General features: G+C 68.8%; 16 protein-coding genes. 9 read left to right on the top strand and 7 right to left on the bottom strand.

What is annotated here, in order from left to right; translation table 11 throughout:
• Positions 1-149: 149 nt before the first annotated feature.
• Positions 150-1252, bottom strand: a protein-coding gene (locus BLS34_RS08590) for an IS3 family transposase (protein ID WP_093149611.1) whose coding sequence is annotated in 2 segments (ribosomal slippage) — positions 150-997 and positions 997-1252 — 1104 coding nt in all. Because the reading frame shifts where the segments join, the coding sequence is not laid out codon by codon here.
• A 442-nt stretch (positions 1253-1694) separates the two neighbouring features.
• On the opposite strand from BLS34_RS08590, the gene BLS34_RS08585 reads away from it, so the two are divergent.
• Positions 1695-2918 carry a UDP-galactopyranose mutase gene (locus tag BLS34_RS08585; protein WP_093149610.1) on the top strand — a complete coding sequence of 408 codons (1224 nt, stop codon included), beginning with the start codon at positions 1695-1697 and terminating at the stop codon, positions 2916-2918.
• Between the two features lie 28 nt (positions 2919-2946).
• On the opposite strand, the gene BLS34_RS08580 is transcribed toward BLS34_RS08585, so the two are convergent.
• From BLS34_RS08580 to BLS34_RS08560, 5 genes are all read right to left on the bottom strand, one after another.
• Complete coding sequence (locus BLS34_RS08580; protein WP_093149608.1) at positions 2947-4011, bottom strand: Gfo/Idh/MocA family protein; 1065 nt, start codon at positions 4009-4011, stop codon at positions 2947-2949.
• An 81-nt stretch (positions 4012-4092) separates the two neighbouring features.
• Complete coding sequence (locus BLS34_RS08575) at positions 4093-5775, bottom strand: glycosyltransferase family 4 protein (RefSeq protein WP_093149606.1); 1683 nt, start codon at positions 5773-5775, stop codon at positions 4093-4095.
• Between the two features lie 10 nt (positions 5776-5785).
• Positions 5786-6835, bottom strand: a complete 1050-nt coding sequence (locus BLS34_RS08570) for a hypothetical protein (protein ID WP_093149605.1) — start codon at positions 6833-6835, stop codon at positions 5786-5788.
• Positions 6832-7821 carry an FkbM family methyltransferase gene (locus BLS34_RS25835; protein ID WP_175474157.1) on the bottom strand — a complete coding sequence of 330 codons (990 nt, stop codon included), beginning with the start codon at positions 7819-7821 and terminating at the stop codon, positions 6832-6834. Before BLS34_RS25835 ends, BLS34_RS08570 begins: the two co-directional genes overlap by 4 nt.
• Positions 7818-8993, bottom strand: coding sequence for a class I SAM-dependent methyltransferase (locus BLS34_RS08560; RefSeq protein WP_175474156.1), 1176 nt, complete (start codon positions 8991-8993; stop codon positions 7818-7820). Before BLS34_RS08560 ends, BLS34_RS25835 begins: the two co-directional genes overlap by 4 nt.
• A gap of 70 nt (positions 8994-9063) precedes the next feature.
• Between BLS34_RS08560 and BLS34_RS08555 the strand changes: the two genes are divergently transcribed.
• From BLS34_RS08555 to BLS34_RS08525, 7 genes are read left to right on the top strand one after another with little or no spacing between them, the layout of a single operon-like run.
• On the top strand, positions 9064-10029 hold the full coding sequence (locus BLS34_RS08555) for an NAD-dependent epimerase/dehydratase family protein (RefSeq protein WP_051244093.1): 966 nt from the start codon (positions 9064-9066) through the stop codon (positions 10027-10029).
• Between the two features lie 23 nt (positions 10030-10052).
• Positions 10053-10976: a 3-deoxy-7-phosphoheptulonate synthase gene (locus tag BLS34_RS08550; RefSeq protein ID WP_028793406.1), complete on the top strand. Its 924-nt coding sequence runs from the start codon at positions 10053-10055 to the stop codon at positions 10974-10976.
• A gap of 9 nt (positions 10977-10985) precedes the next feature.
• Complete coding sequence (locus tag BLS34_RS08545) at positions 10986-11858, top strand: shikimate dehydrogenase family protein (protein WP_093149600.1); 873 nt, start codon at positions 10986-10988, stop codon at positions 11856-11858.
• A 14-nt stretch (positions 11859-11872) separates the two neighbouring features.
• Positions 11873-12367, top strand: a complete 495-nt coding sequence (locus BLS34_RS08540; protein ID WP_028793405.1) for an SAF domain-containing protein — start codon at positions 11873-11875, stop codon at positions 12365-12367.
• Positions 12364-13050: a glycosyltransferase family 2 protein gene (locus tag BLS34_RS08535; RefSeq protein ID WP_051244088.1), complete on the top strand. Its 687-nt coding sequence runs from the start codon at positions 12364-12366 to the stop codon at positions 13048-13050. The genes BLS34_RS08540 and BLS34_RS08535 overlap by 4 nt, the downstream gene beginning before the upstream one ends.
• A complete protein-coding gene (locus BLS34_RS08530; protein WP_175474155.1) occupies positions 13047-13754 on the top strand; it encodes an NTP transferase domain-containing protein in 708 nt (235 codons plus the stop codon). Before BLS34_RS08535 ends, BLS34_RS08530 begins: the two co-directional genes overlap by 4 nt.
• Positions 13751-14521: an acylneuraminate cytidylyltransferase family protein gene (locus tag BLS34_RS08525; protein WP_093149595.1), complete on the top strand. Its 771-nt coding sequence runs from the start codon at positions 13751-13753 to the stop codon at positions 14519-14521. Before BLS34_RS08530 ends, BLS34_RS08525 begins: the two co-directional genes overlap by 4 nt.
• Before the next feature lie 16 nt (positions 14522-14537).
• Here the strand turns inward: BLS34_RS08525 and BLS34_RS08520 are convergent, their stop codons facing one another.
• On the bottom strand, positions 14538-15428 hold the full coding sequence (locus BLS34_RS08520) for a sulfotransferase family protein (RefSeq protein ID WP_093149593.1): 891 nt from the start codon (positions 15426-15428) through the stop codon (positions 14538-14540).
• Positions 15429-15573: 145 nt separating this feature from the next.
• Here BLS34_RS08520 and BLS34_RS08515 point away from each other — a divergent pair, with 145 nt between their 5' ends.
• Positions 15574-16245: a trypsin-like serine peptidase gene (locus tag BLS34_RS08515; protein ID WP_093149590.1), complete on the top strand. Its 672-nt coding sequence runs from the start codon at positions 15574-15576 to the stop codon at positions 16243-16245.
• Positions 16246-16505 lie beyond the last annotated feature (260 nt).

The raw sequence follows: 16505 nt of genomic DNA, 5'->3' as shown, positions 1-16505 counted from the left end.
GGCAGTTCGGAATCACCTTTCTGGCACTTGGGACTACGTTCTGGACCCTCTTTCGAAGCCCGCCCCGGATTGGTCCTGACCCCAAGTTTGGTCCAGCCGCTATGCGACTTTTCGGGCTGGTGGTCCTGACCCCAAGTTTGGTCCAGCCACTATGCGACTTTTCGGGCTGGTTTGATTTGGGCCGCAAAGGCGCTGGGGGTCAAGTTTCCCAGGCTGGAATGCGGCCGGTTCAGATTGTAATCCTCCCTCCAGGCTTCGATCCTGTCCCTGGCGTCGGGCAGGCTGAGGAACCATGAGGCGTTCAAGCATTCCTGTCTGAGCCGGCTGTTGAACGCCTCGATATGCGCGTTGTCAGTGGGATTTCCGGGCCGCGAGAAGTCCAACTCGACCTTGTTCAGATAGGCCCACTGATCGAGCATCCGTCCCGCAAACTCAGTTCCGTTGTCGACCCGGATCCGTTGCGGCTTGCCGCGGACCCGGCAGAGCCGATCCAGCTCCTCGACGACCTGGTAGGCCCGGAACCCGGTCCTCGCAGAACATGCGAGAGCCTCTCTCGTATGGCAGTCGATAATCGTCAGGATCCGGAACGGCCGCTCGTCGAACAGCCGATCGGACATAAAGTCCATCGCCCAGCAGTCGTTGACGCCGGCGGCGTCGGGGCGGCCGGTCCGGTATCGGCAGGACCGACGGCGCTTCGGGCTTCTGGTGCGGATAGACAGGCCCTCTTCGTTGTAGAGCCGGTAGATCCGCTTATCGTTCACCCGCCAGCCTTCGCGGCGCAGCAGGATGCTCAGACGACGGTAGCCATAGCGCACCCGGGATTCCGCCAAGTCCTTCAGCCGGATCCTTAGCTCGACCTGAGGGTCACGCCGCGACGTGTAACGGTGGGAGGCCCGTCCGAACCCGGCAGCGCCGCAGGCTTTCCTCTCGGAGATGCCATAGGCCACCTGGAGGTGTCGGACCAGCTCGCGACGACGAACGGGCCTCACCACTTTTTCCGCAGCACATCCTGCAACATGGTCTTATCCAAGCTCAGGTCAGCTACCAGCCGCTTCAGCTTCGCGTTCTCTTCCTCAAGCTGCTTCAGTCGCCGGATCTCCGCCACACCCATCCCGGCATAGGCCTTCCACCACCGGTAATAGGTCGCCTCGGTCACCCCCATCTTCCGGCAGATCTCTCCAACCGGCGTTCCCGCCTCCGCCTGCCGCAGGGCAAACGCGATCTGCTCATCCGTGTACCGCTTCTTCGGCATCTGGCACTCCTCTCTCGCTTCCGAGATCGTGCCCGATTTTTCGCACTCGGTTTGGACCAGGTTCTGGGGTCAGGACCAAACACCCCATTCGGAATCACGGTCGCGCCAGCTACTCAACACTTTCGAGACGGCTCTCAGGCCGAATAATTCACAATCCCGACCTGGGGTTTCCCTGGCCGCGCGCCGCGCCCTGCCGCGCATGGCAGCCCGAACCGGCAATGATATTGCGCCTTCGAGGGTCTCGAGGACGGAACCGCACACGAGTGCCGGGTCTTCGCAGCTGCCGCCGCAGACACACGGGTACCGCGGGGCCGGCCCTTCCGGTTGCCATCCCCGGCGGTTTCGGACCATGGTGTGCGGCGAAAGCCGGGCGGCCCAAGGCGGCCGATCCCTTCCTCAGCCCCAAGAGCGGTACCCCGTCTCAGAAAGAGGTGTTCCCACGATGAAGCGCGCACTCATCATCGGTGGCGGTTTCGCCGGCTGCGCGGCAGCCCATCAGCTCTCCCTGATCGGGGGATGGAACATCGACTTGGTGGAGCGCGCGCCGTTCCTGGGCGGCGGGGTGAAGACCCACTGGCGCGGCGGCCACCCCTTCACCTTCGGACCGCGCCATTTCCTGACGCCGTCCGACGCGCTGTTCGACTACCTGAACGCCATCGTGCCGATGCGGAAGCTCGACCACGAATTCATCACCTATGTGGAGAAGGACAGGAACTTCTATTCCTTCCCCATCCACGAGGACGACCTGCCGCGCATGCCGGAGCGCGACGACATCCACCGGGAGATCGCCGAGGCACAGGAGATCCGCGGCTGGAAGGACGCCCGCAACTTCGAGGAATACTGGCGCGCCTCGGTCGGCGACACGCTGTACCACAAGATGGTCGACGGCTATTCCTGCAAGATGTGGCAGGTCGACAGCAATGCCGAGCTCGACGATTTCGGCTGGTCGCCCAAGGGGGTGCCGATCAAGAGCGGCTCGCGGGAGGGCTGGGACACCGCGATCAGCGCCTATCCGCTGGCCGCTGACGGCTATGACCGCTACTTCCAGGTGGCGACCGCCGAGGTCAACGTGAAGACCGGCACCGAGATCGAGCGCTTCGACATCCCGAACAAGCGCGTGCAGATCGCCGGCGACTGGCACAGCTACGACCTGATCGTCAGCACCATCTCGCCGGATACGCTGATGAACAACGCGTTCGGCGAGCTACCGTTCGTCGGCCGGGATTTCATCACCATCGTCCTGCCGGTTGAGTTCGCCTTTCCCGACAAGACCTACTTTGTCTACTACGCCGGCGCGGAGCCCTATACCCGGATCGTCGAGTACAAGAAGTTCACCCAGCACAAGGCGCCGTCCACCCTGCTGGGCATCGAGATCCCCAGCTTCTCCAACCGGCTCTATCCGCTGCCGATCAAGAAGCACATCGCCCGCGCCTACCAGTATTTCGACGCCATGCCGGAGGGCGTGGTCTCGATGGGCCGGGCCGGCAGCTACAAGTATATCGACATCGACGACCTGATCTTGCAGGCCATGACCTTCGCCAAGGAGCTCGATGCCGGCGGTCTGTCGCATCCGGTGCCCGTCTACGGCGCCGACCAGTCGGCGCCGAGCCTCCTGACCAAGACCATGGTGGACGAAGGCGTCGTGCCGGACGGCCGATCCGACTGAGGCTTACTGCAACCTGCTGCCTGTCGGCTCAGCCAGTCCGGCCGAGCCTGTCCGAGATCGGCACGCGGCGCAGATCGACCCAGCCGCCGGTTTCCATGCTGGCGTACAGCGCGTGCATCAGCCGCAGGGACATCATCGCCGAGTCGACATCGACCGGCGGCGGGCCGCCCGCCTCGATCGCATCCAGTACGTCGCGCATCAGCGGCCCGTGCCCCAGGCCGTAGCTGCTCGGCACCTCCTGGCTGTGGCGGAGCTCGACGTCGGTCTCCAGCGGGTCCTGCTCGACGCAGAACCAGTCCTCCAACCGGTTCAGGGCGGAGCCACCGACCTTGACCCGGGCCTTCTCGCCGACGAGCTGGACCGAGGCCTCGAAGTCGCGGTCGCGGGCCGCCGTCGTGGCCACAATCGTGCCGACCGCGCCGGACTCGAACTCGACCACCGCGGCGGCGGTGTCCTCGGCCTCCAGCCGGTTCACCAGGGCCTTGCCGACGGCGCAGACCCGCGCGATCGGGCCGCCCAGCCATTGCAGCGCGTCCAGGTGATGGATCGCCTGCTGGGCCAGCACCCCGCCATCCATCCGCCAGGTGCCGTGCCAGCCGTCCTCGTAATAGTCCTGATAGCGGCACCAGTGGACCCGGACCTCGGCGGCGATCAGCCGGCCGAAGCTGCCGGACTCGACCTTCTGCCGCACGAAGCGCATGGCCGGATTGTAGCGGTTCTGCTTCACCACCGCCGCCGTGAGACCGGCCGCCGTGGCGGTATCGCGAATCCTTTCGGCGTCGTCGAGCCGGAGCGCCACCGGCTTTTCGATCAGCACATGGCAGCCGCGCTCCAGCAGGGCGAGCGCGTCGCGGGCGTGGTTGCCCGACTCGGTCAGGATGCAGACCAGATCGGGCCGGAGCGCGACGAGCGCCTCCAGATCGTCCACCGCCTCGCCGCCGGTGACCGCCACGAAGCCTTCGGCGCGATCGCGCAGCCGGTCGCAGGCGCCGACCACGTCGACGCGGTCGGCCAGTTCCTGCGACAGAACCTCGTGGTACCGGTTCGACACGCGGCCGCAGCCCAGCACCGCCAGCTTGAAACGCCTGCTCATGGATCTCGCCTCCCTTGCCCGTCGGTTGTCTCCCGGACCCCCGCAAGATTCGGTGATTCGGCCACGCTGTCGACGCCGCTGCTAGGGCGACAGGGACACCGCGCCGAACTTCGCCAGCCAGATCACCGTGCGTAGCAGTCGGGCGCGGTCGTTGGCCGGAACGGCCGCGGTCAGATCGGACAGCCTGGACGCCCCGGCGGCGATCCGGTCGTTCAGGGCGGCGCAGCCCTGGGCGTCCAGGACCAGGCCGGGAGTGAAATTGGTCATGCCGTTGGCCAGCAGCCGGCCGATCGCTTCGGGATCCCGGATGGCCGTCACCAGGGTGTCGCCGTCGAACCGCTGGGAGGCGAAGCCGGCGAAGACCGTCGTCGGGTCCTCCAGCACCGGGGCCGGCCCACTCGGAACCGGAGGCGCGTCTCCGGCGACCGCCCGGATCTCCGCCAGCTCCGTCCACAGCTCCTGGTACCGGGGCACCACCGCCGACCAGTCATAGACCGTGTGGGCGCGCGCCCGGCCGGCCGCGCCCATCCTCCGGCGCATGTCCGGGCTGGTGGCCAGGCGCCAGATCGCCTGCGCCGCGGCATCGACATCCACCTGGGTCATCAGACAGACCGTCCCGATGAACCGGTCGTAGGTCGTCGCCCCGTCCGCATAGCTCTTCGCCAGGCCGGCGCCGAAGCCGCCGGGGATCATGCGGGTGGGGACCCGGAAGCCGACCTCCCGGTCGGGCACCGTGTCCTTGTATCCGTCCCAGTCGCTGACCACGCAGGGCAGCCCGGCGGCCATCGCCTCGATCGGCGTGATGCCGAAGCTCTCCTGGATGTTGTCGGACAGGGACAGGAAGACATCGGCCGCCGCCCAGCTCGCCCAGGATTCCGGTCCCGGGGTACCGTCGAGAAAATGCACCGGCACATCCGGGCAGGCCTCGCGTGCGGAGTCTCGGAAGGTGGGACCCACATGCTTGTTTGCGAACTGGCCGGTCATCAGGAAGTGCAGCTGGCGGCCGTCCTGCTTCAGCCGCTCCTGGGCCCGCTGCATGGCCACGTACATCGGATAGGGATGGGCCTTGGCGTGGAAGGCGAGGCGGCCGAGGAACAGGACGAGAATATCGTCCTCCGCCACTCCCAGCCTGGACCGCAGGGTCGCCCTGGCCTCTGCATCGGCGCCGTGGCGGGCGTAGAACGCCGCGTCCAGGCCCAGCGGGATCGTTTCCAGGCGGGCCTGCTGCTTGGGCCGGGCGCCCTGCACGGCCGCCAGCCGCTCGGCATAGCGCTGGTGCAGACCCTCGACCACATCGCGCACCGCGCGCGACGTGCAGATCAGCGCATCCCAGGGCTGCAGCGGCATGGTGAGGTAGGAGGCCAGCCCGGCCTGTACTTCCTTGCTGGAGATCGTGTGGGTGATGCCGCACAGGGAATAGCTCCGGTGTCCGGCCTCCGACCGCCGCCGGGCGAAGCGCTCCAGCATGGGGTCGGCGCAGAACAGGGTGCCGATCTGACCGAGACGCGCATGATCGCCGGTCGGGATCACATCGGCCCGCGGCGCCGGACCGCCGGTCCGGCCGGCGCCATACTCCGTCACGGACGCGACGAACGGTTCTCGGAACGACAGATCGGGGACCGCTCCGATAATCTCCTCGCTGCCGCCATGGCGCACGTAGCCATCGAGGAAGCTGGCGCTGGCGACATGCCGCCCCTTCAGCTCGTTGCGCTTAATCTGAAAGGAGTCCGGATGGTACAGCAGCGCCGCGTTGGTCCTGGTCACGTCTAAGTCCTTATTGTTGTGCGGCGATATATGCGGCGGCGGCGTCGAAGGCGTCCATGATGTTGTCCAGCGTGTCGGGCTTCCATACGAACCGGCGGGCCGGCGTAGCCCCGGGGAAACTCTCGTAGGGAGCCACGCCCAGCAGCTCCGCCATCCGGTCCAGACCGCCCCCCTGCAGGGTCACCGCCTCGGGCAGCTTCTCCACCGGCAGGAAACAGACGGCGCTGCTCGCGGCCATGAAGTAGTTGATAAAGGCTGGCCCCCCGTTATCCGCCAGATTGACCAGACAGCGGCGGTAGAGCGCGGCGCGGAGTTCCAGATCGATCGCCCCCATCGGGTAGCACGGAATGTCGCCGAAGGCGCCGATATCCTGACCCGCCGTCACCAGCTCGGTATCCGGCAGGATGATCGGGTCGAAGCCTCGATCCCGGATCCGGGCGGCGGCTTCCAGCCAGGCCGGCATGTTCGAATTGCGTTGAGGCTCGATGGTCGAGCTCCGCAGGGTAAGGGAGACCGGGCGCCCCCGCGGCGCATGCCGGTCGAGCCAGGCCTGGGTCTTGCGCAACGCGGCCGCGTCGGGTGCGAAGACATCGAGCTCGTCCGGCGTGGGGTTCTGGGCAAACAGATCCACCAGCATGAACGGGATGCGCGGGTCGCTCTGGGTGTAGCCGGGGGGAAAGAGCTGGGTGGGATGGATCGCCCGCAGCATCTGCCCGAAATCCTCGCGCCGATCGTAGGTGGACACCCCGAGGCACCGTTTGGCGATATGGGCATGGGAGACCATGATATGGCGCAGGCGCCAGGTCTTCTCGGCCGGGTCCAGGCTCTTGTCCTTGGGCGTCAGGTCCCGGAACCGCCCACCCGGGCCGGCAACGAAGATCACGTTGTATCCGGCCGCCCCGGCCCGCATCGACCACATGTTGGCAAAGATGAAGAAGTTCATGACGTCGAAGGTCACCGGGCTGACCGCTAGGTCGTAGATCGCGAACAGCGCCGGCGTGAAGACGGCTGCCCCGCCCTTGCCCGGCTGGGCGGCGGTATCGGCCGGCGGTGCGCTCATCCCGGGTTCATCCAGTCGCTCTCGAACACGTCGTTGCGCTCCAGCATCGGCACGGCGAAGAAACGCAGGTAATCCGCCCGCGCCCGCTCGTACAGGTCGCCGGACACCGACCGCGCCCGCAGCGCGGACAGGGTGAACAGCTTGCGCAGGTACCGCCGCAGCGCCGGCTCCTGCGCCGGCCAGGGACCGGCCTCGGCCAGATGCTCCAGGCAGCTCACGGCGTAGTCCGCCATCCCGTTGCGCAAGGCGAAGACGGCGAGCTTCGTCAGACCGGCGACCGCCGCCTCGCCGCCCCAGGCGGCCACGGTGTCGGGCCGGCGCGCGAAGACGCCGTCGCACCCGGTCAGGATGCCGTAGCTGTCCTCGCCCACCAGATAGCTCACCGGCTGGCCGCGGCCGGCATAGTCGAACCGCATCAGCCGGAAGCGGTGACCGTCGATCAGGTGCTGCAGGATCTCCGACGCGGTCTGCCGCTCGAAGGACTCGTCGAACTGGATCTCCACACGCAGGGCCAGCACCCGGTCCAGGGTCCGTGCCGCGCCCTGCAGGACCGCCAGCTCCGCGCCCTCGACATCCACCTTCAGGAAGTCGGCCCGTCGGTCCTGATCGGCATACTCGCTGTCCAGCGTGGTGCTCGGCACCTCCACCGCGCCTTCGACCGAGCCCTCGTCGGGGCGGACCTGGCCGAACCAGACGCTGTCGGGGTTCGGCTTCTGCGCGCCGACATAGCCGCGATGGGCGGTGATCCAGAGGGTCGTCGTGGTGTCGGGCACCGCCCCCAGGGCGCAGGGCCGCACCGCGATCTCGTCCCGGGCGGCGTATTTGGCGGCCAGCCGGGCGGCCTCCTCCGGCTCGGGCTCGTACAGGGTATACGCCAGCGGCGCCTCGAACCCGCGCCAGGACGGATGGATGCCGTAGCGGCCGCCGGCATCGGCGACGACGGTGGTCCAGGGGTCGACCTGCTGCACGCCGCGCGCCGGGCTCACGACAGACGCTCGATCGTCGGGCGCCGGGGATCGACCGACCACAGCCGTCCCCGGTAGCCGTCGTCGGTCAGCTTCTCCACGATCGCGGCCTCGTGGTGGTAGGCGCCGATGAAGATGTCGTCGAGCCCCGCCAGCAGGGCCCGGTGGCGCGGCTGGATCTTGACCGGCCCGCCCCGTCCGTAGGCGTAGCGGCCGATATTGTCCGGATTGTCGTCGATGAAGGCGCGCGGGGCGCGCTCCGGCGGGAACAGGGCATAGAACGTCACCCCTTGAGAGGTCGCCGCATAGACCCCGGTGCGTTCGGGATCGAAGGGCAGCGCCTCCAGCCGGGCGCGATGGGTGTCCCGCCGCGCCGGCACCCGGTCGATGCGGGTATGGGACGCGCCGGCGCTCGGTCTCGGGCCGGCGGCGTCCGGGACGGCCAGCACACCGATATCGTGGCCGTCCATGATCCGGTGGGTGGCGACCACCGTCAGCCCGGCATCCGCCAGCAGCCGCTCCCGGGCGGCGGCGTCCAGGTAGTGCAGATGCTGGACATGGATATCCATATAGGCTCCGGCCTCCGCGATGTATTCCAGGGTCGGCACTTCCACATAGACGAAGCCGCCCGGCTTCACCGCCGCACCGAGGGCGCGCACGAAGGGCCGGATATCGGCGATATGCTCGACCACCTGGCGACAGATCACCCCGTCGAAGGTCTCGTCCAGGGTGTCCGGCCCGAAGAAGGCGTTGATCAGCCGGATCTCTCCCCCGGCGTCGGTCGGGACCTCGGCCAGGAGTTCGGGCAGGGCCTCGTTCGGCTCCACCACCGTCACGTCGCTGCCGAGCCCGGCCAGCAGCAGGGCCAGGGACCCGGTACCGCCGCCCACCTCGAGGATGCGCCGGCCGACCAGCCGCTCGCGGCCGAGCAGATCGACGAGCGTGTCGTAGCGCCTGGACATGGCGGCCGAAACCGGCCGGTTGGTCAGGGCCTGGCGGCGGTAGATCTCGGCGATGGTCGCCGCCGGCAGGTCGCTGTGGAACACGTGGCCGCAGTCCCGGCACTGGCGCAGGTCGATATCGGCGAACCGGTCCGCCATCGCCGGGTCGGCCACGACCCAGAACAGCTGCGCCTCGCAGGAATAGACCCGCGGCGCGCCTTCCGCCTCGCAAATCGGGCAAATATCCGCCATCCTGGCGCCTCTCCAACGGGACCCACGCGTCAATGCTGTAAGATTATCAGTGTGATCGAACAAGGACGCGATGACCAAGAAGATTGAAGCGGCACAGTTCGAAGGGGGCGTCGCCGTCACCGGCGCCGCGGGCTTTCTCGGCGGCGTGATCGTGCGTCTGCTGGCGGCCTCTGGCGTCCGCGTGCACAGCATCGCCCGCCACCCGGTTCCCGCCGCGGCCGGCGTCACCTCCCATGGCTGGGACCCCACCCGCGACACCGGCGCTCCCGTTCCGGGGCTGGAGATCGACGCGGTGATCGACTGTGCCGCCGCCCTGCCGTCGCGGGTGGCCGACCCGGTGGCTCTCAAGCAGATCAACGCCAGACTCGTCGGCGGGGCGCTCGACCTCGCCGGGCGGCGCGGCGGCCGGCTGATCTTCATGTCCTCCCAGTCGGTATACGGGCGACCGACGGGAGACCGGATCGGCACGGACACGCCGCTGGCGCCGATCATTCCCTATGGCGAGGCGAAGCGGGACGCCGAGGCGGCCGTGACCGAGGCCGTCGCCGCGGGCCGTCTTGCCGGCGCGGCCGTGCTGCGCCTGCCCGCGGTGGTCGGCCCGGGTGCCCATGACAACTTCCCCGCCGGCACCGCGGGCAAGCTGCAGCGCGGCGAGCCGGTCACCGTGTTCAATCCCGACAGCCCCTATAACGCGGTGGTCGCCGTCGAGGATCTGGCGCACTTCGCGGCGCATCTGGCCGGCACGGTGGAGGGCCTCGCCGTGGCGTCGCCGGCAAGCGATCCGCCGACCACAGTGCGCGCGGCGGTGGAGGCGATCGCCGCCGGCCTCGGCTGCGCGGCCTCCTTGAACTTCGAGGAGGCGCCCTACGGCTCCCCTCTGATCGATTCGGGTCCGGCCTTCGCCCTCGGCCTGGCCGCCCGATCGTCGGAAAGCGTGCTGTTCGGCTTCGGCCAATCCCTGTCCGATAGCCAGGCCCGCGCCAATAAGGCATGTCCCGGAGCAGGCAAAACCTCCATGCTTGCCGACAAAGAATAGCGTTAATCAGTGAGGAAGCGGCCATGACCGGCTCCAATCAGGGCGTCGACAACAAGTTCCCCGGCAAGGATCTCAGCCGGGACGACATCGAGAACAAGATCCCGCTGGTCGCCAAGAAGAGCCCGGATCACCGCACCCGGTTCACCGTCGGCGGTGTGGAGTTCGGCGGCGCGCTGGTGCCGGTGCTGGCCGGACCGAACACGGTGGAGAACGAGGAGCTGATCGTGAAGACCGCGATCGGCGTGAAGCAAGCGGGCGCACACATGCTGCGTGGCGGCGCGTTCAAGCCGCTGACCTTTCCCTACCGCTCGCCCAAATTCTTCGAGCCGCGCGAGGACGGGCTGCGCTGGCTGCAGATCGCCAAACAGGAGACCGGCCTGCCGATCGTCACCGAGGTCATGGAGATCTCCAAGATCGAGGTGGTCGCCGCCAATTGCGACATGCTGCAGATCGGCACCCGCAACATGCAGAACTATCCGCTGCTGACCGAGGTCGGGAAGACCGGCATGCCGGTGATGCTGAAGCGCGGCTACGGTTCCAGCCTGCGCGACTGGCTGATGGCGGCGGAGTATATCGCGCTGGAGCACGACCGGCTGGGCCAGGACGCCAAGATCGTGCTGTGCGAGCGCGGCGTGGTCGCCAACCACACCCACCGGGACACCTCGCGCTTCCTGCTCGACCTTCAGGTCATTCCGGCAGCGCAGGAGGTCACCCACCTGCCGATCATGAGCGACCCGTCCCACGCCACCTTCTGGCAGCCCTGGGTGAAGTCGATGATGCTCGCCTCCATCGCCGCCGGTGCCGACGCCCTGATGCTGGAGGTCCATCCCGACCCGAAGAACGCCGCCGTCGACCCGCTGCAATGCTCCAGCCTGGAGCAGTTCGACGACATCATGAAGGCCTGCCGCCCGGTGGCGCAGGCCATCGGCCGCACGGTCGACGCCTAGGATCCCGCCATGCGTTTCGCCGCCCCGATCGACAACCCGATCGAGATCACCACCGCGCAGTATGCCGCGATCCTCGGCGCCACGCCGTCGAAGGGCGCGCGCTCGCCCCTGCTGTGGAACGCGGCGTTCAAGGCGGCGGGGATCGACGCGGTGATGCATCCGATGGACACCCGGCCGGAAGCGCTGGGCGCCGTCGTCGCCGCGCTGAAGGCCGACCCGCGCTATGTCGGCGGGGCCGTCGCCGTGCCGCACAAGCAGGCGGTCGGCGCCTTCCTCGACCGGCAGGAGCCCGAGGCGGCGCGGATCGGCGCGGTCAACGCGATCTACCGCGACGGCGACGCCCTGGTGGGCGCCAATACCGACGGCGCCGGCGCCCTGTCGCAGATCGAGGCCCTGGTCGGTGGCGCGGATGCGCTGAGGACCAGGCGGGCGACGCTGATCGGCCTCGGCGGGGCCGGGCTTGCGGTCGCCGCCTATCTCGCCGGACGCACCGCCTCCCTCACCCTGGCCAACCGGACCCGGGCGACCGCCGACGCGGCGTCGCAGAAACTGGGCGCCATCGCCGTCGATTATCCGCTGTCGCCGGAGGTGCTGGAGGCGACCAACCTGCTGGTCAACGCCACCACGATCGGCCATCCCGACGGACCCGAAGGCGCGCCCGTGGCGGAGAACCTGCTGTCCACCCTGCCGGAGGATGCCGCCGTCTACGACGTGATCTACCAGCCGCGCCCGACGCCGCTGCTGGCGGCGGCGCAGGCCCTGGGCCTCGCCACCCTGGACGGCCTGGGAATGAACCTCGACCAGGCGGTCATCGCCTTCGACAAGGCCGTGCCCGGGGCCCTCTCCGCCGAGCGGATCCGCGAGGCCATGCGGGCGGTGTGAGCGGAACGGCCAAGATGACGCGGATCCTTCTCAATGCCGACGCGCCGGACCTGACGCTGGAGACGGTCGACGAGATCAGCGCCGAACCGATGGAGACCGTCGCCGCCCGCTACCACGCCGTCATTCCGGCCGACCATCCGGGACCGCTGCCGGTCCTGGCCGACGGGCTGCGGGTCGCTTTCCTGACCACCGACCTCGCCGGTTTCGAGCGGCTGCGGCGCCTCGCCCTACCCGGCGACCTGCTGTTCAGGCCGTCGGCGGTGGCACGGCTGGACCTGCTGCGCGCCGGCCGCAGGACCCTGGTCACCACCCGCGCGATCAGGGCCGGCGAGCGGCTGACCACGGCCGATGTCGCCGAGACGGTGGGCGGCGACGGCGTGGGTGCGGCGATGCTCGACCAGATGATCGGCCGCACCGCCCTCTACGACATGGCCGAAGGTGCCGCGGTGGATTTCGGCCATCTGTCCGAAGATGTCGGCGGCGCCGAACGCACGGGAGAAGTGCTGTGATCAGTGTCGTGCTGCGGGCCAAGAACGAACGCCATTGGATCGGCCGCTGCCTGACCGCGCTGCGACGCCAGCGGCTGCCGGATCTCGACGTCATCCTGGTGGACAACCAGTCGACCGACGGCACGGTGGAATGCGCGGAGGCCCATGGCTGCACCCTGCGGACCATCACAAGCGAGGAATTCTCTTACGGCCGCGCGCTGAACATCGGCATTGAGGCGGCGAAACACGAAACCGTCTGTCTGCTCTCCTCCCACTGCGTGCCGGTGGACGAGCTCTGGGCCGACTACGCCTATGCCCATCTCGGACCGGAGGGGAACCCGGATACCTGCGGAATCTACGGCCGCCAGGAGCCGCTGCCCGAGACCAGCGCCATCGACCGGCGCGACCTGTGGACCACCTTCCGCGACGAGCGGGTGATCCAGCGGGTCGACTACTTCTTCCACAACGCCAACTCGGCGATCCGCCGCTCGATCTGGACCGACGAACCGTTCGACGAGAAGATCCGAGGCGTCGAGGACAGGGAATGGGGCAAGCGGATGATCGCCGCCGGCCACGACATCGTCTACGAGCCGGGCATGCGCGCCTATCACCATCACGGCATCCACCAGGGACGCGACGAGGGCCGGGCGAAGCGGGTCGCCGAGGTCATCGAGGTGATCCGCACCGGGAAGCCGTTCCCATGAGCGCTGGCCCCATGAGCACCGGCCCCATGAGCGCCGTCCCCAAAGGCGGCCCGCTGGTCGTCATCCCGGTGCTGTCGGCCGCCAAGAGCACGCCGCGCCTGCTGACGCCGATCCATGGCCGCTCCAGCCTGTGGCGCACCCTGGACAGCGCGGTGGCCGACCTGCCGGACTCCGCCATCGTGGTCACCACCGACGACGCGGCTATCCGCCGCTCGGTCGAGGCCTATGGCGCGCCGGTGACCGCCCATGTCCGGACTGCGACCGGCTATACGGCCGCGGTGGCGGATGTCGCCCAGGCCCTTGGGGCGGAGATCGTCGTCATCCTGGAGCCGACCCATCCGTTCCGGCCGCGCGGCCTGATCCGGCGCACGGCCGACAACCTCGTCGCCCGCGACCACCTGGACAGCGTGGTCTGCGTGCGCCGCTTCACCGCCAACCTGTGGCGCCGCACCCCCGACGGGGAGATCCTGGCCCTGACCGACGGCCGGGACGGCCAGGACGCGGAGTATTTCCAGGAAATGGTCGGGCTGGCGTTGGCCACCCGCGCCAGGTTGATCCGTCGGGGCCGGCGCCTCGGCGACGCGGTGGGCTTCGAGGTGCTGGAGCATACCTGGGCCCTGGCCGACGTGCGCGACGACGTGAGCTTCGCCGCCGCCGAAGCCCTGGCCGACACCCTGATCCGGATGGAGGAGATTTCGGAATGACCACCGCCCAGGGGACGAACCAGGGGGCCGATGCGGGCACCCTGCCCGACGCGACCGGCGACAACGACCGGGTCATCGCCCTGATCCCGGCCCGCGGCGGATCCAAGGGCCTGCCGAGCAAGAACATCAAACCGCTCATCGGCAGGCCGCTGATCGCCCACTCGGTCCGGCATGCGATCGAGAGCGGGGTCTGCGACCGGGTCCTGGTGACCACGGACGACGAGGCGATCCGGGCCGCGGCCGAAGCGGCCGGAGCCTGGACGCCGTTTCTGCGCGACCCTTCCCTGGCCGAGGACCTGACGCCGACCGAGCCGGTGCTGACCGACGCCCTGACCCGGGCCGAGGCGCTGGACGGGCCGTTCGGCATCGTGGTGTTCCTGCAGCCGACCGACATCTTCCGCAAGCCGGAATGGATCGCCCGGGCGGTGGAGACCCTGAAGCGCAACCGGGCGCTGGATTCCTGCTTCGTCGCCAACAAGACCCACAAGAACTTCTGGACCCAGTCGCCGGAAGGGTCCTGGCAGCGGGTCTACGAGTGGATGGGGGTCTACGGTCCGCGCCAGACCCGCACGCCGCTGTACCGCGAGGACACCGGCCTCGCCTCGGCCCTGCGCGCGGCGCTGATCCGCGCCGGCCGGCGCACCGGCGACCACGCGGAGATCATCCCGATCGACAGCACCGCCGCCGGCATCGACATCCACGATTCGTTCGACTTCTACTTGGCGGAAAAAGCGCTGGAGTGGTTCGAGGCCCACGGTAGGGAGTGAGGCGTACCCGCCGGCCTCAGGCCTCGGCCTGCGCCAGCCCCTCCTCGGAGACCGCGTAGCCCAGCGACGCCATCATCCTGCCGGCCTTCAGCTCGGCAAGACGGACCTCCTCGTCCGTCAGCTCGTCGCGCCAGCCTTCGACCTCGCCGCGGCGGAAGTGGGAGGCCGCGTCCACCTCGCCCTGGCGGCGGCCGCCGGACAGGCGCTCGAAGCTGGCGGCGTCGGTCGCCGCAGCGACATCGGCCGGCGCATCGGACACCCCGATGAAGCGGAAGAGATCCGCCGCCCGTCCCAGCGTGTCCGCGTGCAGGTCCTCGTAGCGGATCTCCCGATAGGGCCGGCCCTGCGCCACCCCACGCACCGTCTGGAGGCGCGACGCCCAGTCCTTGGCATAAGCCTCCACGTATTGCGGCCGGGTCAGATCCTCGGGCAGACGCGCGCGAAACCTGGCGAAACCTGAGACCGCGCCGTCCCGGGGATCGCGGATAATGTGGATGATCCGCGCCTCGGGGAACACCCGCCAGACCCGCTCGGCGTGATACAGGTTGTCCGGGTTCTTCTCGCCGATCGCCCGCAGCCGGCTCAGATCCGTATCGCCGAGATTGGCCGCCGCCAGGGAAGCGAACGCCATCCGCAGGACCGGCAGCATGTGCTCTGTCTGAGGCCCGACCACGCCCGGTGCCCAGGTCCGCTCGGGATTCGAGCGCGACTTGGTGAATTTCCAGAGCACGTTGTACAGGCCCGGCACCATGTCGTTCACGAAATGCGACTCGCCGAGGCAGAGCAGTTCGGGATGGGCGTTCAGCATCTGCTGCAGCCAGGTCGTCCCGGAGCGCGGCAGCCCGGCCACGAAGAAGGTCGGAAGCCCGTAGAGGCGCTGAATGATTGCCTCGACCCCGTCAGCCATTCCTAAGGACCCCTGTCGCCCGAACCAGATCCTGTCCCTAGCACAGGGCCCGGAGCGCGCCTACTGCCCCGCTCCCTTGCCAGCGCCCCGGCATCGGGCCACAGTCAGTATCGGGGCGGAACACTGAGCCGGATGTAGGTTGGTGATGACCGTAAGAATCCTGCTGCTGCTCGCGGCCGTACTGGCGGTCGCGCCCGCGGGACCCGGGCCGGCCATCGCCCGGGATGGGCGGGTGACGGTGGCGCCCGACGCCCATCCCTGGGCGTCGATCGGCCGGCTGAACGTGGCCGGATACCGGATCCGTCGGCACTGCACCGCCACCCTGGTCTCGCCGGATCTGGTGCTGACCGCCCATCACTGCCTGGACCCGATCGGCCAGGGCGAATGGGCCGATCCCAGCAAGGTGCATTTCCTCGCCGGTTACGCCCGCGGCGCGTTCAAGGCGCATCGCACCGCCTCGGGCTACATCCCCCTGGGCCCGGACTCGGCCCTGGTGCGGCTGTCGGCACCGATCGACCTGCCGGCGATCCCGATCTATGACGGCCCGCTGCCGGCCTCCGGCGCCGCCCTGGCCCAGGCCGGATACAGCGGCGACCGGGGCCATGTGCTGACCGTCGATCCGGCCTGCTCCTTCCTCGGGACCCGCTCCGGCGGCCAGTGGCGGCACAACTGCGAGGCCGTATCCGGGGATTCCGGCTCGCCCCTGCTGATCGACCGGCCCGAGGGGCTCAGCATCGCCGCCATCCATGTCGGCCGGATCGACGGAACCGGCGACGCGGAGCCGGTCAGCGCCGCCCGGATCGCCGCCGCCCGATAGGGCACGATCGGGTCGGAGCGAAGCGATCTGAGCCGTCACCCGTCCTCTACGTCATAGACGGTAGAGCACGGCCGCGCGACCGGATGCCGCCCTGCGATCGTGGTTTTCTCGACCGCGCCGTCGGCCCGTCACCGATCGCGTCAGCCTCTTGATCTCGCCCGATCGCACGACCATGTTCATATGCAACCGATGCCGCAAGGATCGGTGCCCCTGGATCGCGCGACAGCGGGTCCAAGGGTTCCAGCCGGGCCTGTCGCCCG

The sequence above is a fragment of the Thalassobaculum litoreum DSM 18839 genome, assembly GCF_900102465.1.
GTDB classification, from domain to species: domain Bacteria; phylum Pseudomonadota; class Alphaproteobacteria; order Thalassobaculales; family Thalassobaculaceae; genus Thalassobaculum; species Thalassobaculum litoreum.
Note: the sequence above shows the minus strand (reverse complement) of the source record. Positions and strands in the feature narration are given on the sequence as shown.

What these genes read in the sequence shown, in the direction of transcription:
- BLS34_RS08560 (WP_175474156.1), bottom strand. Translation starts at nt 8,993, where the DNA reads ATGGCGGATATTTGCCCGATTTGCGAGGCGGAAGGCGCGCCGCGGGTC.
- BLS34_RS08585 (WP_093149610.1), top strand. Translation starts at nt 1,695, where the DNA reads ATGAAGCGCGCACTCATCATCGGTGGCGGTTTCGCCGGCTGCGCGGCA.
- BLS34_RS08525 (WP_093149595.1), top strand. Translation starts at nt 13,751, where the DNA reads ATGACCACCGCCCAGGGGACGAACCAGGGGGCCGATGCGGGCACCCTG.
- BLS34_RS08515 (WP_093149590.1), top strand. Translation starts at nt 15,574, where the DNA reads ATGACCGTAAGAATCCTGCTGCTGCTCGCGGCCGTACTGGCGGTCGCG.
- BLS34_RS08570 (WP_093149605.1), bottom strand. Translation starts at nt 6,835, where the DNA reads ATGAGCGCACCGCCGGCCGATACCGCCGCCCAGCCGGGCAAGGGCGGG.
- BLS34_RS08540 (WP_028793405.1), top strand. Translation starts at nt 11,873, where the DNA reads ATGACGCGGATCCTTCTCAATGCCGACGCGCCGGACCTGACGCTGGAG.
- BLS34_RS08530 (WP_175474155.1), top strand. Translation starts at nt 13,047, where the DNA reads ATGAGCGCTGGCCCCATGAGCACCGGCCCCATGAGCGCCGTCCCCAAA.
- BLS34_RS08580 (WP_093149608.1), bottom strand. Translation starts at nt 4,011, where the DNA reads ATGAGCAGGCGTTTCAAGCTGGCGGTGCTGGGCTGCGGCCGCGTGTCG.
- BLS34_RS08520 (WP_093149593.1), bottom strand. Translation starts at nt 15,428, where the DNA reads ATGGCTGACGGGGTCGAGGCAATCATTCAGCGCCTCTACGGGCTTCCG.
- BLS34_RS08545 (WP_093149600.1), top strand. Translation starts at nt 10,986, where the DNA reads ATGCGTTTCGCCGCCCCGATCGACAACCCGATCGAGATCACCACCGCG.
- BLS34_RS08555 (WP_051244093.1), top strand. Translation starts at nt 9,064, where the DNA reads ATGACCAAGAAGATTGAAGCGGCACAGTTCGAAGGGGGCGTCGCCGTC.
- BLS34_RS08550 (WP_028793406.1), top strand. Translation starts at nt 10,053, where the DNA reads ATGACCGGCTCCAATCAGGGCGTCGACAACAAGTTCCCCGGCAAGGAT.